This is a genomic window from Haemophilus parahaemolyticus (genome assembly GCF_002015035.1).
GTDB classification, from domain to species: Bacteria; Pseudomonadota; Gammaproteobacteria; order Enterobacterales; family Pasteurellaceae; genus Haemophilus_A; species Haemophilus_A parahaemolyticus.
The window spans coordinates 113927-140709 of record NZ_MUXY01000011.1 but is presented as its reverse complement, the minus strand read 5'-3'; the positions used below and the strand labels follow the sequence as shown (position 1 = coordinate 140709).

The following is a 26783-nucleotide window of genomic DNA, read 5'->3' as shown; positions in this document are numbered from 1 at the left end:
TTAAAGAACAAAAAGAAACGACGCACTGCATATCAATCTAAATCGTTCACAACAGTGCGTCGTTGTGTGAGGTGCATTATAGAGAAAAATCAAAACCGTGCAAGCACTTTTTGCAAAAAATTTTAAAAAATTCACCAATTGTTTACATTTGAAGCATAAAGGTCGTTTTTATCTCAAACATTGATCAAATTAAAACCACCTGCATTTTCTTATCTAATGCTTTACACTATCAAAGCAATCATCTGACGATTTTTGATTGAATTTAGGATTACTTTTGATTACATTCAGACAAGTGTGATCTATCTCACATAAATGAGAGAAAAAATCAGCTATTATATATAAGCATATTTTCAACAATTCATTAGATAACATTATAGGAAAACATTATGAGCCAATTAGACGCTTTAAGAGAAATGACTGTAGTAGTTGCTGACACTGGTGACATTGATGCAATCAAGCAATACCAACCACAAGATGCTACCACTAACCCTTCTTTAATTTTAAGTGCATCGGCATTACCACAGTATGCACCACTTATTGATGAAGCGGTGGCTTATGCAAAAACAAAAAGCAATGATAAAGCACAACAACTAGTTGATGCAGAAGATAAATTAGCAGTAAACATCGGTTTAGAAATTTTAAAAATCGTTCCAGGGCGTATTTCAACTGAAGTCGATGCACGCTTCTCATACGACACTGAGAAAACCATAGCCAAAGCTCGTAAACTTATGGCTCTTTATAATGAAGCAGGCATCTCAAATGATCGCATCTTAATTAAAATCGCTTCAACATGGCAAGGCATTAAAGCCGCTGAGCAATTAGAAAAAGAGGGAATCAACTGTAATTTAACCCTTCTTTTCTCACAAGCTCAAGCCCGTGCTTGTGCCGAAGCAGGGGTTTACCTCATCTCACCATTCGTTGGACGTATTCTAGACTGGTACAAAGCCAACTCAGATCAAAAAGAGTATGCTCCAGCTGAAGATCCAGGCGTAGTTTCTGTTACTTCAATCTACAACTACTACAAACAATACGGCTATAAAACCGTCGTAATGGGTGCGAGTTTCCGTAATGCAGGTGAAATTACCGAATTAGCAGGTTGTGACCGCTTAACTATCGCACCAGCTCTATTAAAAGCATTACAAGAAAACAACGAACCATTAGTACGTAAATTAAACTTTAACGGTGAAGTACAATCTCGCCCTGCACCAATGACTGAAGCTGAATTCTATTGGGAACATAACCAAGATCCAATGGCTGTAGAAAAATTAGCAGAAGGCATCCGTAAATTCGCGATCGACCAAGAAAAATTAGAAACCATGCTTTTAGCAAAACTTTAATTTCTTATTAGAATAAAAAGCAAAAAGTCTAGCAAATGCTAGACTTTTTATTTTAGTTTCACTAAACCTCAATCCCAAACTTCTCTTTCACTAATGCTTGAAAATCAGTGCAACCACCAACGTGAACGTTATCTAAGAAAATTTGTGGCACGGTTTCAACTGGCTTGCCGACACGCGGCACTAAATCTTCTTTGGTAATACCTTCTTCAGGCATATTTACAAATTTAAAATCGAAATCGGATAATTCTGATTTCATTTTTTCCGCTAATGCTTTCGCACGAATGCAATATGGGCAAGTTAAACGCCCGTAAATTTCAACAAACATCGTTACCTCTCTGTTTTTCCTTGTTGTAAGTAATTACATCTTACCCTTTGTAAGCGGTTAAATCTATCTCTTGAGCCGCAAATTTTTCTAATTCGACTTGATGAGTAAAAACCACCAAAGTCTGCAAATGTTGCTTTCTTTGTGCCAACTCGCTAAGTTGCTTTGACCAGACAATAAAGCTATTTCCGTCAGGCTGTATTTAATTTGAAAATTAATGAATCGGCTGGGATTGTATAACACACAGCCACAAAAATGGCGTACATAGACTGCCCTTTTGTTGAACTCGTATTCTCAATGCAAGCCTCACTTGAAGCATTATTAACATTTTTTCCCTGTAAATAATTGCTCCGAAGTAGTGATAATAAATTTATCTAAAAGATTGAACTTTTAGGCATGCTATTAAGATAAGTCAACTTTATGTACTAAAGAATTATTATTAGCAATATTTAAACTATCGACATAGCGCTTTCAATGTATAAAAACCGTCCTTAATTTACTCTTTCAAACTAAAACGATATATTTTATACTTTTTGAGAATAATTCCTCTCCCCAAAAATTGCCGTGCCGATGCGTACCATTGTTGAGCCACAATCAATTGCACTTGCCATATCATCTGACATTCCCATTGAAAGCGTATCAACGCTCTCAAACCGTTGTTGCAAGCGGTTGAATAAATCTTTCATTTTACGCAATGCTATCTTCTGTTGTTCAGGTTCACTTTCTGGCTTGGGAATTGCCATCAAGCCACGTAATTTCAAACGTGGAAATTGACTGATTTTTTCTGCAAGTGAAAACATTTCTTCAGGCTGAATTCCTGATTTTGAGCTTTCATCACTGATATTAATCTGAATAAGCACATTGAGTGGAGGCAAATGCTCAGGACGTTGGTCATTCAAACGCTCGGCAATTTTGAAACGATCCACGGTTTGAATCCAGTCAAAATGCTCAGCCACCAGACGGCTTTTATTCGATTGTAACGGTCCGATAAAATGCCATTCCAACAATTTATTGCCTGAAAAATAGGCGATTTTTTCAACCCCCTCCTGCACGTAATTTTCACCAAAAGCACATTGACCTGCTCTAATGGCTTCTTCAATTGCTTGCACAGGTTTAGTTTTAGAAACAGCTAATAAACGTACATTTTCGCGTTGGTACTCGGCAGAAATTTGCTCAATTTGTTGTTGAATACGAGATAAATTTTCAGAAATCGACATAATAATTCTCTCTTTTACGTTAACGAGGGCTATAATACAGAAATCATATCATAAAAGGGTAATAAGATGGATTTAACCAATATCAAATTAGTCATTACCGACGTAGACGGTGTCTTAACTGATGGTGGGTTGTACTATACTGCTGAGGGCGAAGTAATGAAACGCTTTCATGTACACGATGGCTTAGGTATAAAAATGTTGCAAAGTTGTGGTATTCAAGTAGCAGTGATTTCGGGTGGCGATCATCCGTTACTCCGAAAACGGCTTGAGGTACTAAAAATTCAATTCGTACATTTAGGTAAAATGGAAAAACGCTCAGCCTGTTTCGATATTATGCAACAAGTGGGGGTAACACCAGAACAAACCGCTTTTATCGGCGATGATACGCTTGATCTGCCTGCATTTGAAGTATGTGGCTTGGCAATTGCCACTAAAAACGCCCACGATTATGTGAAGGAAAAAGCAGACTGGGTACTTACTAAATCGGGCGGAGAAGGAGCGTTTCGCGAGGTATCAGATAAAATTTTAGAGGCTCAAGGTTTCGATGAAATTTTCCGCACTGCAGATGGTTTTTTAACAATTGCGGAGAAGATGGCACAGTAGATTCGTTAATTTATGAAAGAAAATGCCCTTCTTTAGCAAAGAGGGAAAATTTGACATAAATGAATACGAACATGCAAGATTAAACCACCTATAAACTAAAGAAAATATGCTTTTTGATACCCACATCCATTTCGATCAACTCTCCACCGAGCTACAACAAAATACGCTAGCAGATCCTCACATTACGGGCGTACTTGCGGTAGCAATAAACCTTAAGAGTAGCCAAACTTTACTCGCATTACAAAAACAATGCCCGCATAAAATCCATATCGCTTCGGGTTTCCATCCAGAGCAAGCGCTACCAACTGCAAGTGAGCAAGATGAACTGTTTAACTGGCTTGTAAAATACCAGCAAAATCTGACCGCTATAGGTGAAGTTGGCTTACCGCATTATCTGAAGCGAGAAAATCCAAATTTGGATTACGCCCCTTATTTCTCGTTACTTGAACACTTTGTTGCCTTCGCTAAGCAGTCAAATTTACCACTTAATTTGCATATTGTGCACGATGACGTGTTACCTACTTTGGCACTACTTAAGAAGTATCAGATTATAAAAGCTCATTTTCACTGGTTTAAAACCGATGAAGCTTCGTTAGCACAATTTTTACAAACACCTTATGTCGCAAGCCTTACGCCTGATATTTTATGGAATCCCAAAACACAACGAGTAGCAAAAATATTACCACTTGAGCGGTTACTGGTAGAAACAGACAGCCCGTGGCAACACGAAGGATTAGAAGACAAAGCAATTTCTACCCAGCTTGGTGCTGTGGTAGAAAAATTGGCAGAATTGAAAAGATTGACGGTAGAAAAAGTAAAAACACAAGTACTCGAAAACAGCTTGCGTTTTTATGGGCTTTAAATCACCCCTAATTCCTCCAACGCATACAAAATCCCGTCTTCACGAATATCTTTGGTGACAAAATCCGCCAATGGTTTGAGTTCTGGCTCAGCATTGCCCATTGCTACGCCAAAACCAACAGTATCCAACATTTCCATATCATTTAAGCCATCACCAAATGCCATTGCATTCTCAAGATTAAAGCCGAAATAGTTGATTACATCTTGAATACCACGAGCTTTAGAGTTGTCTTTAAGCAAAATATCTACCGCATTTTCATTCCAGCGCACTGCTTTTAAATCTGAGCCCAATACGCCAGCATCTATCACTTCTTGTGTTTGCTCTTCGGAATAATATGCCAACATTTGCACGGTGGTATCTTTAAGATAGAACTTCGGATCGACGATGTAATCTTTAGTAATCGGAGAAGTAGCATTCCAAACTATCTCACTGTTTTCCGACACAGAAATTGCGTTACGGCTAACAAAAGCGTAAGCAATGCCCAATTTTTCCAGTTTTTCGACCGCTTGTTGAATACGTTGCACGCTTAAGCGGTAATCTGAAATCTGCTTGCCTTGGTAAAGATTATCTTGCCCGTTAATAGTCACAAAAAGCTCAAACCCATTTTCGTTCATCAAAGGCTTAAGTGCTTTGGGAAATCCCTCGTAATTTCGCCCTGTAGCAATAGCAGGAATAATGCCCTTTGCTTTGAGGCGTGGAAGTACCTGCTCCGTAATTGAGGTAGGAATACGAGCTTCGTCTTTGATGTAAAGGGTGTAGTCGATGTCGAAAAAGACAATTTTGATGGGGGATGTTGGTTTTTTCATAAGATGAGTTGAATAATAAAAGCGGTAGAATTTTATTGAGTGTTTGCAAACTGCTCATCAAAATCTACCGCTTGTTGCGAGGAGAAATTATTTAATTAATTGAACCAAAATACGACGAACAGGCTCTGCTGCACCCCATAATAATTGGTCGCCTACAGTGAAAGCAGCCAAGTATTCAGGACCCATTGCCAATTTGCGAAGTCGTCCTACTGGCACGCTTAATGTACCTGTTACTTTCGCAGGGGTTAATTCACGTAATGTGGTTTCTTTGTCGTTTGGTATTACTTTTACCCATTCGTTGTGTGAAGCAATGATTTGCTCAATTTCCGCTAATGGTAAATCTTTTTTGAGTTTGATGGTGAATGCTTGGCTGTGGCAACGTAATGCACCGATACGCACGCATAAGCCATCAACAGGAATTGGGTTGTCGCTTAAACCTAAAATTTTGTTGGTTTCTGCATAACCTTTCCACTCTTCTTTGGTTTGTCCGCTTTCTGGTAATAATTTGTCGATCCAAGGAATTAAGCTACCGCCTAATGCCGCACCAAAGTTTTCTGTTGGGAAGCTGTCAGAACGCATTTCAGCCGTCACTTTACGTTCAATATCTAAAATAGAAGAGGCTGGATTTGCAAGCTCATCTTTTACCGCATCGCGTAATAAGCCCATTTGTGAAAGCAATTCACGCATATTTTTCGCACCCGCACCAGAAGCCGCTTGGTAGGTTGCAACAGAGATCCATTCCACTAAATCTTTTTCGAATAAACCACCGATTGCCATTAACATCAAGCTCACTGTGCAATTACCACCCACAAAGGTTTTCACGCCGTTTTTCAAGCCTTCAGAAATAACGTATTGGTTCACTGGGTCTAATACGATGATGGCATCTTTTTCCATACGAAGAGCAGATGCGGCATCAATCCAGTAGCCATTCCAGCCTGCTGCACGTAATTTTGGATAAACTTCGTTGGTATAATCACCACCTTGGCAGGTGACAATAATGTCTAATTTTGCTAACTCTTCAATATCGAATGCGTTTTTTAACTCGCCCGCTTCTTTACCTGCAAAAACAGGGGCTTTTTTACCCGCTTGTGAAGTAGTGAAGAAAACAGGGTTAATGTTTGCGAAGTCATTTTCTTGAACCATACGATCCATTAACACAGACCCTACCATTCCACGCCAACCGATAAAACCGACATTTTGCATTGTGTTGCTCCTGAATAATTAAATAAATGTTGTTTTGAGTGATAGCTTTCATAAATACAAGATTTTTGATGAAAATGCAACGTAAAAATACAATGTTTTTGCCGATTACTTTATTCTAGATAAAATAAAACGAAAGTGGTTAGAATATAACCACCGATAACGGTGCTTTTAAAGAGGAAATTAAGATGAAAATCAAAACAGTATTAGCGGTCATTTTAGGCGGATTATTTGCAACTTCCGTGGCAAATGCAAATGAGCCTGCAAAATTAGTAGTGAAAGTGCAACAATTGGATGTACAACACGGCAACAAAGATGTAGGTACGGTTGAAATTACTGAGTCTACTTACGGCTTAGTGTTTACTCCAAATCTAACTGGTTTAGCAGAAGGTTTACACGGCTTCCATATTCACGAAAATCCAAGCTGTGAGCCAAAAGAGAAAGACGGAAAACTTACTGCTGGTTTAGCGGCGGGCGGTCACTGGAACCCAACCAAAGCGAAAGGTCACGGCTTCCCGTGGTCTGACGATGCACACTTAGGCGACCTTCCAGCCTTAACCGTGTTACACGATGGCACAGCAACACAACCTGTGCTTGCCCCACGCTTGAAAAAATTAGATGAAGTGAAAAATCACGCGATTATGATTCACGCAGGCGGCGATAACCATTCCGATCACCCTGCAACTCTTGGCGGTGGCGGTGCACGTATGGCGTGTGGTGTGATTAAATAATATCTTTATCAGAAACAGAAAATAATCAACAAAAAAAGGACTAATCCCATAAATTACAGGGCTTAGTCCTTGAATTAACTTTTGAAGGGAGGCTAATTACTCCCTTCTCTATTTTAACTATTTAGTTTCTGCTACTGTATATGCATCTTCATCACGCTCACCTAATGGTTTAAGCATTGTGAAGAATAATACAATACAAACAATAGTTGTTGCAAAGCCAAGATATACGGAAAGCTGGTAGTCTAAGCCGAAACCGATTTTATTATAGAACAAATAAGTTGCACATACGGTTGTGATAAACCACGCTGGAATTGAAGCCACCCAGTGGAATTTATGATAACGGTATAAGTATGCGGCTGCTGTCCATAACATAACCATTGCTGTCATTTGGTTTGCCCAAGTGAAGTAACGCCATAATACGCTGAAATCAATTGTGGATACAAAGTAACCTAATACGAACAATGGAATTGCAATATATAAACGTTTTACTAATGAACGTTGATCAATTCCGAAAATCTCTGCTAATTGTAAGCGTGCTGCACGGAATGCTGTGTCACCAGAGGTAATAGGTAACACTACAACACCTAATACTGCAAATATACCACCAATAAAGCCTAAGAAATGTATTGAGCTATCGTATACCACTTTAGATGGCGAACCTGCAGAAATGGCATCTTGTAATGCTTGTGGATTTTCATAAAATGCTAGCCCTACCATACACCATACTAATGCAATTACACCTTCGGTGATCATTGCACCGTAGAAAATAAAGCGACCTTCACTTTCATTTTCTGCACAGCGTGCCATTAATGGCGTTTGAGTTGCGTGGAAACCTGACAACGCACCACAAGAAATAGTTAAGAATAAAAGAGGCCATATTGGCACATCACCTTTCACTTGGAAATTTTGAGTGAATTTTGCCCAAGTTAAGCCTTGACCATCTGCATCAATAGTGCGGAAAAATTCAATTGGATCGGTTGCACTAAAATGAGCGGAAACTAGCCCATAGACCATTCCTACAGACATAAAGAGCAATAACGCACCGAATAATGGATAGATACGGCCAATGATTTTATCAATCGGAAGTAATGTTGCGAGAATATAGTAAGCAAAGATGATAAATGTCCAAAGTGAAATAACTGTTGCTTTATCCATACCCCAAACTTTAATCCCCCCCGCTTCAACAGCTTGGTGAACTGCTTCTGCATCCCCCAATTGTAATGCACCTTGTGAAGCACCAAGTACATCCATGGTAATTGTACCCATCAATTGTGCTGGGCTTGCTACGAATACCACACCAACTAATAAAAGAAGGATAAGGGCTAATGCGTTAATAAATAATTTAACGGGTTTACCTAAAAATTTACCCGCTAAATATGGCATTGTTGCACCGCCATGGCGGATACTTAACATACCACAGAAGTAGTCGTGCACCGCACCTGCGAAGATACAGCCAAGTACGATCCAAAGCATCGCAACAGGTCCATATAACGCACCAAGAATAGGGCCAAAAATTGGACCTGTTCCCGCAATATTTAATAATTGAATAAGCCAAATTTTCGTTTTTGACATTGGCATATAGTCCACACCATCATTAACTTGATAAGCGGGCGTTTGGCGTTTCGGGTTAATTACGAAGATTTTTTCGATAATTTTACCGTAAATAAAGTAGCCAAGCACCAAAATGGCTACGCAAAAGAAAAACCACAACATAATGTTATCCTAGAATGAAAAAATAAAATTCTGCCTTGTTGGCAGAGAATAATTCTAGTTATTTGCATATTAAAAGTAAATCCAATCACTGAAGAGTTTATAGAAAATGTGAGAGACCTCACATTTTTGTTGAAAAAGTGAATAAAATTTGAGTATTGAATAAGAAGAAATAAAAAAGAAGAGAGATTATTTTGAGCTGACGCCAAAAAGTTAGGCTATTTTAAAAGGCTGTTTTCGACATGAGCTACACCTCAAAAGTTTGACCAAACGTCTAACTGATTAAGGTGCGGATCATTATATTTTCTGCCCTTATTTATTTACCTTACAGTCCTAACTGATTTAATTTATCCGCTTCTTCTTTAAACTCTTCAATCGCTTTTTTATCAAAGAAATATTGCGTGCCACAACATTCGCATTGCATATCAATCACACCATTTTTTTCGGCTAACATTTCCTCAATTTCTTCCGTTGGCAATAATAAAATTGCATTGCCAGAACGTTCACGTGAGCAGCCACATTTGAATTCGGTATTTTGCGGTTCATAAACTTGCACGTGCTCTTCGTGGTATAGGCGATAAAGCAACTCTTCTGCAGTTAAACCGAATAACTCTTCATCTTTCACGGTTTCAGTTAAAGTGGCTAAATGCTCGAAATCTTCAGGCGTTCCCGTGCCATCTGGCATAATTTGCAACAACATTCCACCTGCAACAGCTGTGCCTTCATATTCGCCTGTGCGGATCACCAAATGCGTTTGCAACTGTTCAGAACGCATGAAATAATCTTCTAAACATTCACGAATTGTTGGTTTATCTAAGCCAATGACGCCTTGATAGCGTTCGCCATCGGTTGGGATGATAGAAATCACCAACACGCCATTGCCGATCATTTCGTGTAAAGTGGCTGTTTCTGCCACTTCACCTTCTACACGAGCTAATGCACGTAATTGCTGCTGCTCATTGCCATTTACGACCGCTAATTTTAACGGACCATCGCCTTGAATTTGCACGGTAATAGTGCCTTCAAATTTCATTGTAGCGGTTAAAAGGCTCGTTGCGACCAACATCTCACCTAATAAATTTTGTACCGCGATTGGGTAGTGATGCGTGTTTAATGTTTCGGTAAAAGTATCATTTAAGCGTACCCATTCGCCACGCACAGCACGGTTTTGGAATAAGTAGCGATAGAGTTTATCGTTGTCTTGTTTGTACATAATGTTCCTTAAAATAAAAAAGCCCCTTACATAAAGGGGGAATGTATGTTGCACACAATATGGAGGTGCTTTTGCAAATTACAAGATATGGTCTTTAAATTTGGCGAGCTCTCGGCGTTCTTTCTTATTCGGGCGACGATCTGGATGTGGCATCGAAAGGGCATTTGCCTTACGAGCAAACGCAATCGCTTCACGCTGTTTTACACTTTTTTCTGTCTCTTGATAAAGTAATTGTGCTTCTGGTGCACCACGACGTTGATCGCTCAGTGCAGTAACAACGATCTCTTTCTCTTCATTACCTTGGCGTAGTTTGAGCGTCGCTCCAATTTCAACTGCTTTGCTAACTTTCGCTCGCTGACCGTTGTAATGTACTTTTCCGCCTTCAATCATCGCTTTAGCAATCGAACGCGTTTTATAAAAACGTGCTGCCCAAAGCCATTTATCAAGGCGAATTTCATTATCGGATTGTTCTTGATTATTTTTCTTCATAATTTGACTTACCCCTATATTTCTCGGCTTATACCAATAAGCCTGTTACTATCTTTCCTAAACCAACTTTGTTATAATGTTAAAAATTACATTCATAAAGAATAGGAAATATATGATGTTCTCTCTACACAATTCAGTTAAATTCAATTTAACCGCATTATCCGTATTAATTTTAACCGCTTGTGGAAGCGGTGGTAGTAACAGTAGCACAAATCACCATGCTACTCCTCAACAGACCTCAAATCAATCCTCTAAAATTCTTCAACCAAACCCACATAATCATACCGGGGGGTATACCCTCATTAATCGAAGAGATAAGGAAAAAATTCATCCTCTTACTAATATAGATATAAATAAGATCAATATTAATGATGAAAACATTGATATTATGTTAAAACCAAGTGAAGATATTAATTCTCCTTGGGCAATTTATTCTCAATCAAATAGAGACATTATCATCTGTTGTGAAAAATATTCATCTACCCGCTTCGGCATCATCGATTCCCCCAATGAATCTATACCAACCTATATATTCTATAACGGCAAACCAACTCAAAGTATGCCATTAGGAAAAGCATCTTATTCAGGTGAAGTAATCGGCGGTATTGGAGAATATAATAAGAAAACAGGATATAACTCAGGTATATCAAAATTTGATGTCGATTTTGATGAGAAAAAATTAAAGGGCACTTTAACCATCAAAAACATTAAACCTGTTCATATTGATGCTAATATTCAGAATAATACATTTACAGGTACAGCTACTTCAGATGCTTTTAAATCAGATACAAAAGTTGAAGTACAAGGTAAATTCTTTGGTGAAAACGCTAAAGAATTAGGTGGTATAGCAGAATCTCATGACGATAGCTTTAATGCAGCATTTGGAGCACAGAAGCAATAGTTTTTTAACAGCATAGTAGACAAAAGTTACACCATACAAATTGAATATAGATGGAACAGAGCCAACTTCTCGCATCTCAGGTAATAGTTTCACAGGTCCAGCAAACGCTTCTGTTTTAATTGAAACAGGACAAGTAGAATAGAAATTTTATGGAAATAATACTCAAGAACTCAGAGGAATGGTCAGACTTGGGAAACAATGAGGTGCTGTTTTTTGGCTGAAAAGAAAAAACTCCCTTAGCAAACAAGCGGTCAAATTTGACCGCTTGTTTTCATTTTAATCCTAGAAATGCAAGATTAACGTTCGTTCCAACGTTTGATTGATTCACGGATTACTTCTTTTGCTTCTTCCACATCGCCCCAGTGAGTGACTTTAGTAGAACCTGGTTTTTTCAACGCTTTATAGTTGTTGAAATGGAATTCGATTTGTTTAATTAAATTCGCAGGTAAATCTGCTAATGTATTGTATGCATTACCTGTGTCGCGGTCATCTGCTGGTACACAAACGATTTTATCGTCTACTTCGCCATCATCGACGAATTTCATCACACCAATTACTTTCGCTTCAAGGAATACACCTGTCGCTAATGGTTGACGAGTGATCAATAACACATCTAACTCATCACCATCTTCGTCTAAAGTTTGCGGAATAAAGCCATAGTTAGTTGGTTTTGCAAAGATTGCTGGCTCTACACGATCTAATTGGAATGCAGCAACTTTACGGTTCCATTCGATTTTGTGGCAGCTGCCTTCAGGGATTTCGTTTACTACGTTGATAATACCAGCATCTACATCGCCTGGAGTTAAAATTTGATTAAAATCAGCCATTGAAATGTCCTCATTGGTTGGGTTAAAAAACTGCGAGAGTATAGCAGTTTTTTGCCAATATTCGCAGTTTATTATTAGAATTCTATGAGAACGGGGGTTATCCCCGTCCGCTATTTTTAAACATCATAAGTCGTCGATGCTGTATTACCACCACGCCCCGTCCAGTTGGTGTGGAAGAATTCGCCACGTGGTTTGTCCGTGCGTTCATAAGTGTGTGCACCGAAGTAGTCACGTTGAGCTTGTAATAAGTTTGCAGGTAAGTGTGCTGAGGTGTAGCCATCTAAGAAAGTGATCGCCGATGCCATACACGGCATTGGAATGCCCACTTCAATCGATTTCGCCACCACTTTACGCCAGTCACTTAACGCATTTTCTAAAATACCTTTGAAGTAGCTGTCTGAACCTAAGAAAATTAAATCTGGGTTCGCTTCGTACGCATCGCGGATATTGCCTAAGAAACGGCTGCGGATGATACAACCTTCACGCCATAACAATGCGGTTGCACCGTAATTGATGTTCCAGCCGAACTGTTCTGATGCTTCACGAATGAGCATAAAACCTTGTGCGTAAGAGATGATTTTTGAAGCTAATAATGCTTTACGCACCGCTTCGATCCATACTTTTTTGTCACCTTCAACTGGTGTGATGGTTTTGTTGAAGAGTTGGCTTGCGGCTAAACGTTGGTCTTTGAATGAAGATACACAACGTGCGAACACTGATTCAGTGATTAAGGTTAATGGAATACCGAAATCTAAGGCGTTGATACCCGTCCATTTACCTGTCCCTTTTTGACCTGCAGTATCTAAGATTTTTTCTACTAACGGCTCGCCGTCGGCATCTTTATAGCCAAGAATGTCGGTGGTGATGTCGATTAAGTAGCTATCAAGCTCGGTTTTTTTCCATTCTGAAAAGATAGACTGCATCTCTTCGTAGCTTAAGCCTAAGCCTTCTTTTAAGAATTGGTAGGCTTCACAAATTAATTGCATATCGCCATATTCGATGCCGTTGTGAACCATTTTCACGAAATGACCAGCCCCTTCGCCGCCCACCCAGTCACAGCAAGGCTCGCCTTGTTCAGTTTTCGCCGAGATCGCTTGGAAGATTGGTTTCACATATTGCCACGCTTCCGCATTACCGCCTGGCATAATGGAAGGTCCGTGACGAGCACCCTCTTCACCGCCTGAAACGCCTGAACCGATAAAGCGAATACCTTTCTCTGCTAAGGCTTTCACACGACGGTTCGTATCTGGATAGTTTGAGTTACCGCCATCAATAATGATGTCGCCTTCTTCCAAGTGCGGTAGTAATGCATCAATAAATTGATCCACCACATCACCCGCACGCACCATTAACATCACTTTGCGTGGACGCTCTAATTTAGACGCCAAGTCTTCTAAAGAATACGCCCCAATAATGTTTGTGCCTTTCGCAGCCCCTTCCAAGAATTCATCCACTTTTGAAGTTGTACGGTTATATGCTACTACTTTAAAGCCGTGATCATTCATATTTAAAATAAGGTTCTGCCCCATTACGGCTAAGCCGATAACACCGATGTCGCCTTTTACTGACATTTTTTTCTCCTGTTGGTAGGGTAGGCTTTAGCCCACCATGATTTTTGATTTTATCCTACGTTATGCATAAGGGCGTAAACGGTTAAATTTAAGTGAAAATTTACATTTCTAACGAATCCCCCCTACCTTGGTAAAGAGGAGGCTTTCGAGCATTTTCACGAAATGCTCTTAAAATTCGACCGCTTAAGCTCTTCTAATCTCCACATGCGATTTCTTAAAGGCTAATGCTACTGTTGCAATCAACATTACACCTGCCACGGCGATATAAAGCGTTTGTTTTCCCCATCCTGAGTCAAGCAATATTCCCGCAACCGTTGGAGCAAGCACTGAACCAGCACGACCTGCACCAATCGCCCAGCCCACACCTGTGTTGCGAATATCCGCATCGTAAGTAGCTGGATTGATGGTATATAAACCACTGATACAACCGTTAATTAACGCACCGACTACCACGCCAAGTACCATTGCAATCGCAAGGTTCGCACTTGAAAGAATAAAGACCACAATGGCAATTGAAGACGCCACAGTAAACAGCATCAACACGCTACGTGCAGACCAGCGGCTGGCGATTAATCCATAAACCAATGAGCCTGCTGCACCGCCAAGCGAGATCATCATTCCCACATTGATACTCTCTTCCATGGTCATTCCTGCTTCTTTTAACAACGCAGGGGTCCACGAGCTGATGAAGTAGAAGCAGAACATAATCGCAAAAAATGAGAGCCATAATAATAGCGTAGAACGCAGATATTTTTTGCCAAATAGCTCCCAGATCGGCAATTTTACTGCCATTTTCTCTGCTTTTGACGTTAAATCCCATTCGCCTGCAAAGCCGAGTTTATGGGCAATTTTATTTAAACGTACTTTAGCATTTTGTGGCTGTTTTGAATTGAGGTAGTCGATTGATTCTGGTAACCAAATCCAAAGTACCACAAAAACGACTGCCGTCATTACGGCACCCGCAAAGTAAACAGCGTGCCAAGAGTAAGCGGCTTGTAACGATTTCGCGATAATCCCGCCAATCATCGCCCCGATACCGAAGCCTGCTGCGTAAACGCTAATCGCAAAGCTACGCCATTTTTTCGATGAATATTCGCTAGTGATTACGTTAGTTCCTACCAAAATACCGCCTACGCCTAAGCCTGTGAGAATACGTGAGAACGCAAGAATTTCAGACGTAGTAGAAAAGCCAGAAACCGCCAAACCCACTGCAGAAAATGCTACAGAAAGTAATAAAATTGGGCGACGGCCAAATTTATCAGCAAGTGGTGCCAGCACCATTGAGCCAACTACCATACCTATTAACCCTGCACTGACGAGCATCCCAAATTCGGTTTTGCTCAAGCCAAAATCTTTGCTGATATTGGTGGCAGTAAAGGCGATGGCAAGCACGTCAAAGCCGTCTAAAAAGTTCATTACGGCAGCCATTAACACAATAGCCCACTGGTAAAAGCCCATTGGGCTATTGTCGATTTTTTCTCTTAAATTCATTAAGACCTCAAGTTATATTTGTTGATTTGTTTTTGTTTGTTGCAACACTGTTGCTTTTGCTATAGGGGCAAATTACATTTGTCCCAAAACATTGATGGAATATTAGGGCGAATACAACTCACCCCTTGTATCTCAACCGATAAGTTAAAATAGCAAAATCAAGGTAAGATATTGATTTGCCCCTTAGTGCTTAGACACTACATTATTATCTATAATAACTTCACCGCTTCAGCATCTAAATACCATTCCGTCACGCCATTTTTTGCCTGAATTTTCGCGGCTGGATAAGGCAAGTTTTCTGCAGGCGTTTCTTGGATTTCTTTCAAAATTTCCGCTTTTGCCACGCCAGTCACTAAGTAAGTAATACGTTTGGCGTTTTCCAATAATTTCGCGGTTTTAGAAATGCGAATTTGCCCTGTTTCAGGGTGTTTGGCAATCACCGCAACATTGTGATCATCAAAGTTGGTTTGATGTGGGAAAAGCGATGCAGTGTGTCCGTCGTTACCCATTCCAAGAATAATCCAATCGAAGGCTAAATCTGGCACGCAAGCGGTCAATTCTTGCGAAAATCTTACCAATTCTTGCTCGACGTTTTCTTCACCACGAATGCGGTGAATATTCTCGGCAGGAATTTGGATGTGATCAAAGAGCAGTTTTTGTACTTCGCCATAATTGCTTTCAGGATCTTGTGGTGGAACCATACGATCGTCCCCCCACCAGAAATGGAGATTTTGCCATTGAATTTCATTGGCAAACGGAGCTTGAGCTAAGGTTTTAAATAATAATTTTGGCGTTGAACCGCCAGAAAGAGAGATATGTACAGGACGATGTTGTTCGCTATATGCTTTCAATTCCTGAGCGATTTTTTCGACTGCTTGTTGAGCGGTAGGGAAGATAACTTTTTTCATTTTAGGTTCTCTATCATATCCCCTCTCCCACAAAGGGCGAGGGGAAAATTCATTACACTTTTTTCTTCATCATACCTGAAGGCTTACGCCATACTCTGCCGTGTTTGGCGATCAGCTTATCCGCTTCTTTTGGTCCCCAAGTACCTGCTTCATATTCATAGACACGACCATTTTGGGCTTTATAATCCAAAATAGGCTGCACAAATTTCCAACAAGCGTGCACTGCATCAGTGCGGGCAAATAGGGTGGCATCACCTTTCATTGCGTCTAACAATAAACGTTCGTAGGCAGTGAGAAGACTTGGAGAAGCTAAATCAGCATAACGGAAGTCCATTGATACTTCTTTTGCTTCAAAGCCTGCACCTGGTTTTTTCAAACCGAAACGCATTGAGATACCTTCATCAGGTTGCACGCGAATAATCAATTTATTTTCAGGTGCATTTTGGCTAAACACGGGGTGCGGTGTAGTTTTGAAATGGATAACCACTTCCGTTACGCGGGTTGGTAATCGTTTGCCTGTGCGAACATAAAAAGGCACACCCGCCCAGCGCCAGTTATCGATTTCACATTTTAATGCCATAAAGGTTTCTGTATTGGAATCTTCTGGTACGCCTTTCTCTTCTAAATAGCCTTTCGCCATTTCTCCATCAATTTCTGCGGCGGTGTATTGCCCGAGCACGAGGTTATTTTTCAAATCTTCGTTAGAAAGCGGGTGTAAGCAGTAAAGCACTTTTGCCACTTCATCACGCATTGCGTCCGCGTTGATAATCGCTGGTGGCTCCATTGCAACCATGGCAAGCACTTGCAATAAGTGGTTTTGGAACATATCACGCATCGCACCTGAGCCATCGTAATAGCCACCACGTTCTTCCACTCCAATTGATTCTGCTCCTGTGATTTCCACATAATCAATGTAATTGCGGTTCCAAAGTGGTTCAAATAAACCGTTTGAGAAGCGTAACACGAGCAAGTTTTGTACGGTTTCTTTGCCTAAATAGTGGTCAATACGGTAGATTTGATGCTCTTCAAAGAAGCGGTGAATTTGCACGTCTAATGCTTTTGCAGTTTGAATATCATAGCCGAATGGTTTTTCCACAATAATGCGTTTCCAGCCGAACTCTTCGGTGGTTAAACCGTGTGCTGCCAAGCATTCTGGGATCACGCCATATAAACTTGGTGGGGTTGAAAGGTAGTAAAGCGTGTTGCCTGCACTGCCATATTTGTCATGTAAATCGTCAAGACGGGGCAAGAGTTTCACGTAATCTAACGCATCGGAAGTATTTACTGCTTGATAGTAAAGGTGATGGCAAAATTCATCTAAAGTTTCACCGCTTGCATTCTCAAATTTAATTAACGCATCACGCATTTTTGCTCGGAATTGCTCGTCGTTTAATTCCGTACGAGCCACACCGAGTACCGAAAAATGCTCGCCTAATCTGCCAACTTTATGTAAGTTATAAAGTGCGGGGATGAGCTTACGGAAGGTTAAATCCCCCGAAGCCCCAAAAATCACGATACAACAATTTTCTATGTTCATTTTTATTCCTAATGAGATTATAAGTTTTAACAATAATGCAACATTTTCGCCGTTTTTACTAATCGCTACAACTTATTAAATTGAAAGACATTCTGCCAATCGTGCTGGCTGTCGCGCACCATAATAAAATAAGGATTAATCAGCGTTTCGCGTTCATTGTAACTGAGCGGTTCAAAATGCAGATCAAAAATTTCACCACCAATTTCGCTAAGTAGAACTTCTGATGCGGCGGTGTCCCATTCGCCAGTGTCGCCAAAACGGATATAGCAATCGCTAATTCCCTCCGCTACCAAGCCCGATTTTAAACTGCTTGAGCCATATTCCATAAAAGTAGCTTGATAAGGCGGTTTGAGGTTATCTTCGATATGATCAGGATGTACGAAACCAATCGCGATATGCAGATTGTGATCGCGATAGTCAGCTTGTTTCAAGCCGTGAAGCGGTCGAATTTCACCTTTTTCTTGCAAATAGCAGCCAAAATGTTGCATTGCAAAGTAGGTTTTTTCCAAGATAGGGGCGTGGATCACGCCTAAGACAGGGTGATTTTTGCCAATTTGTTTTTGCACAAGAGCAATAATCACCGCAAATTGATCGGTACGATTGATAAATTGTTGAGTGCCATCCAGTGGATCGATAATCCAATATTCGTCCCATTTTTGACGCTCTTCAAAGGCAATATCGCAATTTTCTTCCGAAAGCACAGGCACATCTGGCGTAAGCTGTTTTAACTGTTCCGTGATAAATTGGCTTAAAAAAAGATCCGCCTCGGTGACAGGTGTTTTATCCGATTTAATATGCACTTCGACCGATTTCGCATAAAAATCTTTGAGGTGTTCGCCTGCATCTTGGGCGATTTTTACGATTTTATCCAACAAGGATTGATTAAGTGTTTGCATAGTTCCGTCCTTTTTTCTCTATTTTTCCGTATTCTTATTTAAATATGCTTTTAATAAAAAGAGGGCGGATAAATTTCTGGCTTCGGCAAAATCAGGGGAGGCAAGTAATTCATCGATTTTTGCCAACGGATAGTGAACCAGCTCAAGCGGTTCAGGTTCATCGCCCTCAAGTTTGGATGGATAAAGATCTTCTGCCACAAAAACGTGCATTAAGCCAAACATATGACTCGGACCGCTGTATAAATTCCGTAACGGCTCTATTTTACGTGCACCAAAACCAATCTCTTCTTGTAACTCACGATTAGCACTTTCAATCGGTTCTTCGCCCGCATCTATAATTCCTTTCGGAAAGGTGAGTTCATAACGCTCAGAGCCCACTGCATATTCCCGTACAAAAATTAAATTACCTTCGTGAATTGGCAACACCATTACTGAAGAACGGCGTTGTGGCGTAAGGCGTTCATAGGTTCGTTCCTCGCCATTAGAAAAACGTAAATCGACTGATTGCACTTCGAAAATTGAGGTTTTCGCAATGACAGAAACAGATTTAATTTCGGGTAGTGTTTTCATTTTATTTTTATCTTTACGTTAATCCTATGTAGAGAGCTATCCCCACCCTGAATTTTCCGAGATTTATCAGGCGGAGATAAACTGCCCCATACACTAAGAGAAATGTTATTTGCAACAAGATTAAGCATATCACAGTTTAAAATGTTTTACTCATCTCAAAATAAACCCGATTTTTATCGTAGCTATAAAATGGGTGGTTACTGCTTACTTTCTGATATTGCCACGTCACTTTTGGTGTCACGCCAAAGAAATGCAAGTCACGATGCCAGAGCGTTAAAGCAGAAGAATATTCATCATTTTTTTGTATTTTGCCGATTAAATCTGGAGCAGGATGTGCCTGATAAGTTCGCTTCGCATAAGAAAACGAGATGCGGCTAGAAATTCCCCAGCCCCATTCTTGCCCCCAGCCTAAACGTGCACTAGTACGTTGGTAAGCATTGTCTTTATCGCGAGTATTTTCACGATTGTAATCCAAACCTGCAAACCAATATTGCCCGCTTTTTGGCACATATAAGAGCGTGTTTGACCACAAATAGTTGTTGCCGTTTAGGTGCTTACGCCAGTCGTAGCGTTGTTCACCATATTCCAATACATTTGAAAGTTGCCATTTTTCATTCAGCCAGTAACTGCTTTCAAGCTGCACACCTGAGTTTTTTGAATATTGTTTAAGCGATTCACTGCCCGATGAACCACCCGCATACCAACGTTTCTCGGTAAAGGGGGTAAGAGCAATTTCAAAACGTGCGGTTTGATAGCCTAAGCCAACACCTGTCCGCACATTAAGCTCGTTATATTTTTTGTTATCCCAATAATATTTTCCCGAAGTATCCAACGCTATTTTGGTGAAAAACTGATTTGGCAACGACCATTTTTTCTCAGTGTTGAAGTAGTAAGAAAAGCCCTGTGCACTCTCTTTTTTCCATGCTTCCCAACCGCCTACTCTCGTGCCCGCTTTAGGTGCATTGTTGATATTCGTCTCGTTAAGGAAGCTCATTCCACCGCTAAATTTCCACTGATCACGTTTATTTAAAGCAGTCAAATATTGGTCGATAATTGCCACTGAATCGGGCGATAAATTTTCCGCACGCAATTTCTGGAATTGATCTTTTGCTGCCTCATTATTGTTATTTAAAAAGAGGGCTTGAGCGAGCTGATAACGCAAAGCAGGAATATCCGATTTTTGTGCAAAGAGCGAGCGGTAACGTTCTACTGCAAGGCTAAAATTGCCTTGTGCTTTAGCCGAAATCGCTTCTGCCCACTCACGTAAGAATGGATCTTGCTTTGGCAAGTTTTGGTACATCGGCAACAATAATTCGACCGCTTGTTCGTTGTTTTGTAACACAGCTGGAATTAAACCTCGTACGATTAAATCAGGGTGCTGAGCTAATTCTTCTTTTGTCATCGACACCGAGCCTGATGTTTCTGTTTGTTCTGTATCAGGCTGAGTTTTAGGTTTTGGTTGAGCCACTTGGAAGCGTTCGGTTAAATCATTTTTAGGCTCAGCCATTTTCTTTTCTTGCGGTTGCACTATTTCTGCCTGTGCGAAAGAGGTCAGATTTAGGCCAAAGATTGCAAATACAATTGAGTGGGAAAGTTTCATTGATATTTCTCTTATATAGATATCCTAGGGAAAATCACAAAAAAAGGGCAAAAGCCCTTTAATTTTCTTGGTAGGGCGGATTTGGGTCCGCCTTACGATTATTTTTTAATTAAAAACGTTACTGCATCTACATAGCGTTTGATGAAATCGTTAGTTGAGGTGGAATCTGAGAAACCACTTAAATTGATTTCATACTGCTCGTTTACGAAGAAAGCTGGCACACCACGAACTTTGAACTCTTCCGCAGCCTGAACTTGTTTGTTTACCAAGCCATTTACCGCAAAGCTGTTAATGCCGTTATCGAAATCTTCCGCACTTACGCCATTTGCTACGAATACCGCCTTGATGTCGTCCATTGATTTAAACGCATCTTTTTGTGCTCCTTCAAACAACGCTGTTTTTACTTTATCTTCTACGCCTTGAGCCATTGCAAACGCCCACGCACGAGTTAAGTTTTCAGATTGTCGACCTAAGAAATTCACGTGATATTGCACCAATTTTGTGCCTTCAGGCAAGTTTGCTTTAATTTGTGAAGGGATTTTGTAGTTCAATTCAAAATCATAGCAATGCGGGCAGTAGAAAGAGAAAAATTCCAGCACCTCTTTTTGAGCTGATGGTGCTTGTCGAACGATATTGTACTCTTTACCTTCCACAGGATTTGATGCAAAAGCGGTCGAATTTACTGCGAAAAATGCAGAAAGTGCAACGAATGTAGTTTTTAATAACATTTTTTTCATTTTAATTTCCTTTAAAAATATGGTTTCTATTAGACCACATTAGTCTTTTAAAATTCCACGTGCACGTAAAAGTGCCGTTTTAAAATCATCTTCGTAATCTTTTTTTAGGCCAGGGATTGGCTCGTGTTTGTCGGCATTACGCATTTTTAACTGATAAATTAACACCTCATCACGTAATGCAGGGTAGTTATCAGGTTCGCCCACCTCTACCGAGAGCTGCTGCAAAATATCCATCAAATGTAAATCAGGGTTTTTACGCCAATGGTCGCCCAATAGCTCTAATAATTCTTCTAAACGTTTGCATTTCACCGGAAAATCCTTAAAAAATCTTGTTGAAAATTGGCTCGGATCATATACTTTTAGCACTCTTTTTGCAAAGAAAAGCCCTTATTTATGACAGAAAAAACTTCACCTCAAATTCACGCTGTAATTCTCGCAGGCGGTTTGGCTCGCCGAATGAATGGCGTAGAAAAAGGCTTGCAAAAGCTACAAAATCTTCCACTTATTGCACATATTTTGCAACGTCTTAGCCCACAATTATCAGCAGTAAATGGAAAAGTTTATTTGAATATAAACCGCTCACAGGCGGAATATCAGCAGTTTTTCCCTCACTTGCCTTTTTACCAAGATGAAATGCCCAATTTCCAAGGGGCGCTGAGCGGAATGCTTACAGGCTTTCATCAGATTGACAGCGATTATCTGCTGTTCGTGCCTTGTGATTCTCCATTTTTGCCAGAAAATTTGCTTAAAAAACTACTTACAGCCTTGCAAATTAACCAAGCAGAGATTGCCTATGCCCACGATGGCGAACGACCGCACCCGACTTTTGCGTTAATTCATCGCAATGTCGCAAAAGCACTGAATGATTACCTGCAAATGGGCGAACGCCGCTTATACCAATTCTTCCAACAACAAAAAAGTGTTGCAGTAGATTTTTCTGATCAAACAGCCGCATTTAGAAATTTCAATACATTAGAGGAATTGGCAACAGCAGAAATGCCTCATACAGTCCCCACTGTGCTTGCCATTACAGGCTACAGTGGCACAGGCAAAACTACGTTGTTGGAAAAACTGATTCCCAAATTGACCGCTTGCAATCTCAAAGTCGGTTTAATCAAACATTCACACCATAACATTGATGTGGATAAACCAGGCAAAGATAGCCATCGATTGCGTTTAGCGGGAGCGAATCCCACCGCAATTGCCTGCGATGAACGTTGGGCATTAATGGCCGAAACACCCGAACAAGCGGTCGATTTTCAGCAAATTATTGCCAATTTCAAAGATGTAGATTTGGTGCTGGTCGAAGGCTTTAAACACGAAGCCTTACCAAAAATTCAGCTTCATCGAAAAGAAGTAAAAAAACCCTTACCTGAACTAGATGAATGGACCATTGCCACCGCCACCGATTACCCGCTTGAACGAGAAAATCGATTGAATATCAATAATGTGGATGAAGTGGCAGAATTTGTAAAAACGTGGTTAAAAAGATAAAAAATGCCCCATACTATTGAGCGTGGGGCATTAAAATTACTGAACAAAACCCACTAATTTATACACTTCATCAAGTGTTTTCTTCGCATGGGCACGAGCTTTTTCTGCCCCTTCACGATAGATTTTTTCAAGCAATGCTTCATCTTGACGGAAATGGTTGTAGCGTTCTTGTAAATCTTTAAGCAGTTCGGACACTTGCATTGCAACTTCTGTTTTTAAGTGTCCGTACATTTTGCCTTCAAATTCTGTTTCTAATTCAGCAATTGTTTTGCCTGTTACTGCAGACAAAATATCCAATAAATTAGACACACCCGCTTTATTTTTCTGATCGTATTTCACCACAGGTGGTTCATCACCATCGGTCATTGCACGTTTGATTTTTTTCTCCACCGATTTCGGATCTTCTAAAAGTGTAATCACGTTGTTGCGGTTGTCATCTGATTTCGACATTTTCTTGGTCGGCTCAAGTAGCGACATTACACGTGCACCCGCTTTCGGAATAAACACTTCAGGCACAGCAAATACAGGTTCAATCACGTTGCCTTCTGCATCTTTTTTGCCATATAACGCATTGAAGCGGTTGGCAATATCGCGCGTAATTTCAAGGTGCTGTTTTTGGTCATCGCCTACTGGTACTTGGTTAGCTTGGTAAAGCAGAATATCCGCCGCCATTAACACGGGATAGGTAAATAAACCTACGTTCACATTTTCTTCATAGCGAGCTGATTTATCTTTGAATTGGGTCATTCGGCTCATTTCACCAAAATAAGTGTAGCAGTTTAATACCCACGCTAATTGCGTATGTTCTGGCACGTGCGATTGAATGAAAATAGTGCTTTTGTTTGGGTCAATCCCGCTTGCTAAATAAAGGGCAAGTACATCTAAAGAGGCTTTACGTAAGGCTTCTGGGTCTTGACGCACGGTGATTGCGTGTAAATCGACGATACAGAAAAAACATTCATGATCGTCTTGCATTTTCACGAAATTACGTAATGCACCGAGGTAGTTGCCGATGGTTAATTCACCTGATGGCTGAATGCCACTAAATACAATAGGTTTGCTCATTTTTTATTCTCTTTAATATGAAGTTAAAAACGCCGTTATCTTAACTTTTCCCATCATTTTTGTAAAACGCCAATCGTTTTTAACCGCTTGTAACGAAAATAAAGAATTTACCCCCAAAGTCGTTGATTTTTTGTTACAATTATGAGCATTTATAGCTATAAATTTAAAAATAGAGAAAAAGAATGAACACTAGTACGTTTAACCGTTCTTGGGCAAAAGTGATTTTAAATGCCGTGAACCGATACGGTGTAAAACATTTTTGTATTGCTCCAGGTTCACGCTCCACCCCTCTTACATTGGAAGCATTGCAACTACAACAAGAAAAACTCGCACAATGCCATAGCCATTTTGACGAGCGTGGTTTAGGCTTTTTTGCATTAGGCATTGCCAAAGCGACTAAAGATCCCGTTGCAGTAATCGTGACTTCGGGTACAGCGGTCGCGAACCTTTATCCTGCCATTATCGAAGCAAGTTTAACTCATCAAAAATTGATTGTGATTACAGCAGATCGTCCAACCGAATTTATCGGTTGTGGAGTAAACCAAGCAATTGAACAACAAAACATTTTTGCGAATTATCCAATTGCAAGCCTTAATTTGCCAAAGGCAACAGAAAATTATGCGGCTACGTGGCTCGTTTCAACTGTGGAAAATGCTTGCGTGAAACAACAGCAAGAGAGCGGTGTTATTCATATCAATGCCCCATTTGCTGAGCCTCTATATGATGCGGACGAAGCTGCGATCGCAAATAATGCGTGGCTTAGCCCAATTCAAAGCTGGTTGAATAATCCACAAGCAAAATGGCTCGATCATCAACAGATCCAAGCGGAAGTATCGATGCACGCCAACTGGGATTACTGGCGAACCAAACGTGGAGTAATCGTGGTCGGGCAATTGCCTGTTGAGCAAGGCGTCGGGATTAAAACTTGGGCGGAAACGCTCGGTTGGTGCTTGATTACCGATATTCAATCTTGCGTGGATGCTAGCCTACCTTACGCAGATATTTGGCTTTCCAACAAAACTGTGCACGAGCTTTTATTGCAAGCGGACATTGTGATCCAGTTCGGTTCTCGTGTGATCAGTAAACGCGTAAATCAATTCCTTGAAGCCTTCAAAGGCGAGTTCTGGCAAGTGGATGAATATCAAGACAACATCAATCCATTCTCACATCACCAAACACGTTTTGTGGCGAAAGCTCATCATTTCTTACGTGTGCATCCGCCACTTCGTCAAAAACCGTGGCGATTAGAACCGCTTGCGTTGTCGCAATTTTGTACCGATTTCATCGAAAAACAGATTGGTGGTGGTTTAAACGAAGCTTCATTCGCGCATAATTTGCAAGATGTGCTTGTGCCAAAAGGTAATCTCTTCTTAGGCAACAGCTTATTTGTACGCTTAGTTGATGCCCTATGCAAATTGCCTGAAGGCTACCCCGTTTACACCAACCGTGGGGCGAGTGGCATTGATGGCTTAATTGCTACTTTTGCGGGGATCGCCAAAGCAAGCGAACAAACAACCGTAGGCGTGATTGGCGATATTTCTGCCTTACACGATTTAAACTCGATTGCCTTACTTTCGCAAATTAACCAACCGACCTTATTGTTTGTTATCAATAACAGTGGTGGGGCAATTTTCGATATGTTACCTGTAGATAGCAAAGCGAAATCGCAATTCTACCGCTTGTCGCACAACCTCGAATTTGGACAAATCGCTACGATGTTTGGTATTGAGTATATCCGCCCGTTCACTTGGGCAGACTTGAAAGCGAAGCTTAAATTAGCCTATAACCGCCGTGGTGTGACTTTAGTTGAAATCAAAGTGAATGACCAAGATGGAAGCAATTTGTACAAATCGCTCATTAAACAAATTTCACAAGCGGAAATTGCCTAATGTTAGCAAGCACTTGGCATTCAAACAGAAACGACGGGCAAACAATGCCCGTTGTTTTTTTACACGGCTTACTCGGTTCGCAAGGGGATTGGCAAGGTGTGCTTACTCTTTTACAAAATTTCTCACAATTTCGACCGCTTACTATTGATCTCCCTTTTCACGGCAAGAGTGAAAATATCGCCTGCCAAGATTTTGCCGATCTTAGAGCTCAACTCCACCAAACTTTGATAACATTATTAGGCGATACCCCCTTCTTTCTTGTCGGCTATTCACTGGGCGGACGCGTTGCCTTGGATTACACCTTTCACGCCAAAAATCCATATTTACTTGGCACGATTTTAGAAGGGACAAACATCGGCTTAAAAACCGAAGCGGAACGCAAAGCCCGCTGGCAAAACGATCAACATTGGGCAAATCGTTTCCGCACAGAGCCAATCACACAAGTATTAAACGATTGGTATCAACAGCCTGTTTTCGCTCATCTGGACGCTTGCAAGCGGTCAATTTTAATCAAGAAACGACAAAACAACTCAGGTGAAAATATCGCCCAAATGTTGGAAAGCACAAGCCTTGCTAAGCAGCAAGATTATTCAGATTTACTCAAAATGCGTGAAAAAAATATTACATTCTTTATTGGTGAAAAAGATCAAAAATTCCGCCAAATCGCACTAGAAAATCAACTAGTGCATAGATTGATTCGCAACGCAGGGCATAATAGCCATGATGAAAATTCATTAGGGTTTGTTAAAGAATTAATTGAACAATTTAAATATGTAAATAATCCTTAAAATTCTATAAAGTAATACA

The 26783-nt window shown here is 40.5% G+C and carries 26 protein-coding genes; 8 read left to right on the top strand and 18 right to left on the bottom strand.

Annotated elements, in window-relative coordinates; genetic code table 11:
- The first annotated feature begins 386 nt into the window (after positions 1 to 386).
- On the top strand, positions 387 to 1337 hold the full coding sequence (gene tal / locus B0185_RS07770) for a transaldolase (RefSeq protein ID WP_005705396.1): 951 nt from the start codon (positions 387 to 389) through the stop codon (positions 1335 to 1337).
- Between the two features lie 61 nt (positions 1338 to 1398).
- Here tal and B0185_RS07765 read toward each other — a convergent pair whose 3' ends face one another.
- Together B0185_RS07765 and B0185_RS07760 are read right to left on the bottom strand one after the other, a co-directional pair.
- Entirely contained in the window at positions 1399 to 1662 is a 264-nt protein-coding gene (locus B0185_RS07765; protein WP_005705380.1) for a GrxA family glutaredoxin, read from the bottom strand.
- A 521-nt stretch (positions 1663 to 2183) separates the two neighbouring features.
- Positions 2184 to 2876: a YggS family pyridoxal phosphate-dependent enzyme gene (locus B0185_RS07760; protein ID WP_005705435.1), complete on the bottom strand. Its 693-nt coding sequence runs from the start codon at positions 2874 to 2876 to the stop codon at positions 2184 to 2186.
- Positions 2877 to 2942: 66 nt separating this feature from the next.
- On the opposite strand from B0185_RS07760, the gene B0185_RS07755 reads away from it, so the two are divergent.
- Entirely contained in the window at positions 2943 to 3479 is a 537-nt protein-coding gene (locus tag B0185_RS07755) for a KdsC family phosphatase (RefSeq protein WP_005705402.1), read from the top strand.
- A gap of 106 nt (positions 3480 to 3585) precedes the next feature.
- Complete coding sequence (locus B0185_RS07750) at positions 3586 to 4341, top strand: TatD family hydrolase (protein ID WP_005705426.1); 756 nt, start codon at positions 3586 to 3588, stop codon at positions 4339 to 4341.
- Here the strand turns inward: B0185_RS07750 and B0185_RS07745 are convergent.
- Together B0185_RS07745 and asd are read right to left on the bottom strand one after the other, a co-directional pair.
- The gene (locus B0185_RS07745; protein WP_005705410.1) at positions 4338 to 5147 is read right to left on the bottom strand and encodes a Cof-type HAD-IIB family hydrolase; all 810 of its coding nucleotides are present in this window, start codon (positions 5145 to 5147) and stop codon (positions 4338 to 4340) included. The two genes, B0185_RS07750 and B0185_RS07745, sit on opposite strands and share 4 nt — an antisense overlap.
- Positions 5148 to 5234: 87 nt before the next feature.
- Positions 5235 to 6350 carry an aspartate-semialdehyde dehydrogenase gene (asd, locus tag B0185_RS07740; protein WP_005705437.1) on the bottom strand — a complete coding sequence of 372 codons (1116 nt, stop codon included), beginning with the start codon at positions 6348 to 6350 and terminating at the stop codon, positions 5235 to 5237.
- A gap of 185 nt (positions 6351 to 6535) precedes the next feature.
- Between asd and sodC the strand changes: the two genes are divergently transcribed.
- Entirely contained in the window at positions 6536 to 7078 is a 543-nt protein-coding gene (gene sodC, locus B0185_RS07735) for a superoxide dismutase family protein (RefSeq protein ID WP_005705406.1), read from the top strand.
- 117 nt (positions 7079 to 7195) lie between these two features.
- Here sodC and B0185_RS07730 read toward each other — a convergent pair whose 3' ends face one another.
- From B0185_RS07730 to hslR, 3 genes are all read right to left on the bottom strand, one after another.
- Positions 7196 to 8791, bottom strand: a complete 1596-nt coding sequence (locus B0185_RS07730) for a carbon starvation CstA family protein (protein ID WP_005705397.1) — start codon at positions 8789 to 8791, stop codon at positions 7196 to 7198.
- A 322-nt stretch (positions 8792 to 9113) separates the two neighbouring features.
- Complete coding sequence (gene hslO / locus B0185_RS07725; protein ID WP_039862936.1) at positions 9114 to 10004, bottom strand: Hsp33 family molecular chaperone HslO; 891 nt, start codon at positions 10002 to 10004, stop codon at positions 9114 to 9116.
- Between the two features lie 75 nt (positions 10005 to 10079).
- Positions 10080 to 10490 carry a ribosome-associated heat shock protein Hsp15 gene (gene hslR / locus B0185_RS07720; RefSeq protein WP_005705423.1) on the bottom strand — a complete coding sequence of 137 codons (411 nt, stop codon included), beginning with the start codon at positions 10488 to 10490 and terminating at the stop codon, positions 10080 to 10082.
- Positions 10491 to 10602: 112 nt separating this feature from the next.
- On the opposite strand from hslR, the gene B0185_RS07715 reads away from it, so the two are divergent.
- Positions 10603 to 11391 carry a Slam-dependent surface lipoprotein gene (locus B0185_RS07715; protein ID WP_050855291.1) on the top strand — a complete coding sequence of 263 codons (789 nt, stop codon included), beginning with the start codon at positions 10603 to 10605 and terminating at the stop codon, positions 11389 to 11391.
- A 296-nt stretch (positions 11392 to 11687) separates the two neighbouring features.
- Here B0185_RS07715 and B0185_RS07710 read toward each other — a convergent pair whose 3' ends face one another.
- The 10 genes from B0185_RS07710 to B0185_RS07665 form a co-directional block, all read right to left on the bottom strand.
- Positions 11688 to 12218 (bottom strand): inorganic diphosphatase, encoded by a 531-nt coding sequence (locus tag B0185_RS07710; protein WP_005705412.1) that lies wholly within the window; start codon positions 12216 to 12218, stop codon positions 11688 to 11690.
- Between the two features lie 116 nt (positions 12219 to 12334).
- Positions 12335 to 13789, bottom strand: coding sequence for a decarboxylating NADP(+)-dependent phosphogluconate dehydrogenase (gnd, locus tag B0185_RS07705; protein ID WP_005705395.1), 1455 nt, complete (start codon positions 13787 to 13789; stop codon positions 12335 to 12337).
- Between the two features lie 183 nt (positions 13790 to 13972).
- Positions 13973 to 15280, bottom strand: coding sequence for an MFS transporter (locus tag B0185_RS07700; RefSeq protein ID WP_005705414.1), 1308 nt, complete (start codon positions 15278 to 15280; stop codon positions 13973 to 13975).
- Between the two features lie 209 nt (positions 15281 to 15489).
- Positions 15490 to 16188 carry a 6-phosphogluconolactonase gene (gene pgl / locus B0185_RS07695; RefSeq protein ID WP_005705393.1) on the bottom strand — a complete coding sequence of 233 codons (699 nt, stop codon included), beginning with the start codon at positions 16186 to 16188 and terminating at the stop codon, positions 15490 to 15492.
- 52 nt (positions 16189 to 16240) lie between these two features.
- Positions 16241 to 17725: a glucose-6-phosphate dehydrogenase gene (gene zwf, locus B0185_RS07690; RefSeq protein ID WP_005705386.1), complete on the bottom strand. Its 1485-nt coding sequence runs from the start codon at positions 17723 to 17725 to the stop codon at positions 16241 to 16243.
- A 65-nt stretch (positions 17726 to 17790) separates the two neighbouring features.
- Complete coding sequence (cysQ, locus tag B0185_RS07685) at positions 17791 to 18621, bottom strand: 3'(2'),5'-bisphosphate nucleotidase CysQ (protein ID WP_005705420.1); 831 nt, start codon at positions 18619 to 18621, stop codon at positions 17791 to 17793.
- 18 nt (positions 18622 to 18639) lie between these two features.
- A complete protein-coding gene (gene nudE, locus B0185_RS07680; RefSeq protein WP_005705438.1) occupies positions 18640 to 19191 on the bottom strand; it encodes an ADP compounds hydrolase NudE in 552 nt (183 codons plus the stop codon).
- A 136-nt stretch (positions 19192 to 19327) separates the two neighbouring features.
- Complete coding sequence (locus B0185_RS07675) at positions 19328 to 20791, bottom strand: surface lipoprotein assembly modifier (RefSeq protein WP_005705390.1); 1464 nt, start codon at positions 20789 to 20791, stop codon at positions 19328 to 19330.
- Positions 20792 to 20889: 98 nt separating this feature from the next.
- Entirely contained in the window at positions 20890 to 21528 is a 639-nt protein-coding gene (gene dsbA / locus B0185_RS07670; protein WP_005705429.1) for a thiol:disulfide interchange protein DsbA, read from the bottom strand.
- Positions 21529 to 21567: 39 nt separating this feature from the next.
- Entirely contained in the window at positions 21568 to 21837 is a 270-nt protein-coding gene (locus tag B0185_RS07665) for a YihD family protein (RefSeq protein ID WP_005705434.1), read from the bottom strand.
- An 84-nt stretch (positions 21838 to 21921) separates the two neighbouring features.
- Here B0185_RS07665 and mobA point away from each other — a divergent pair, with 84 nt between their 5' ends.
- Complete coding sequence (gene mobA / locus B0185_RS07660; protein ID WP_005705382.1) at positions 21922 to 23022, top strand: molybdenum cofactor guanylyltransferase MobA; 1101 nt, start codon at positions 21922 to 21924, stop codon at positions 23020 to 23022.
- Between the two features lie 36 nt (positions 23023 to 23058).
- Here the strand turns inward: mobA and trpS are convergent, their stop codons facing one another.
- Positions 23059 to 24087 (bottom strand): tryptophan--tRNA ligase, encoded by a 1029-nt coding sequence (gene trpS / locus B0185_RS07655; RefSeq protein ID WP_005705384.1) that lies wholly within the window; start codon positions 24085 to 24087, stop codon positions 23059 to 23061.
- Between the two features lie 182 nt (positions 24088 to 24269).
- Here trpS and menD point away from each other — a divergent pair, with 182 nt between their 5' ends.
- A complete protein-coding gene (gene menD / locus B0185_RS07650; RefSeq protein WP_005705398.1) occupies positions 24270 to 25976 on the top strand; it encodes a 2-succinyl-5-enolpyruvyl-6-hydroxy-3-cyclohexene-1-carboxylic-acid synthase in 1707 nt (568 codons plus the stop codon).
- A complete protein-coding gene (menH, locus tag B0185_RS07645) occupies positions 25976 to 26764 on the top strand; it encodes a 2-succinyl-6-hydroxy-2,4-cyclohexadiene-1-carboxylate synthase (protein WP_005705379.1) in 789 nt (262 codons plus the stop codon). Before menD ends, menH begins: the two co-directional genes overlap by 1 nt.
- Positions 26765 to 26783 lie beyond the last annotated feature (19 nt).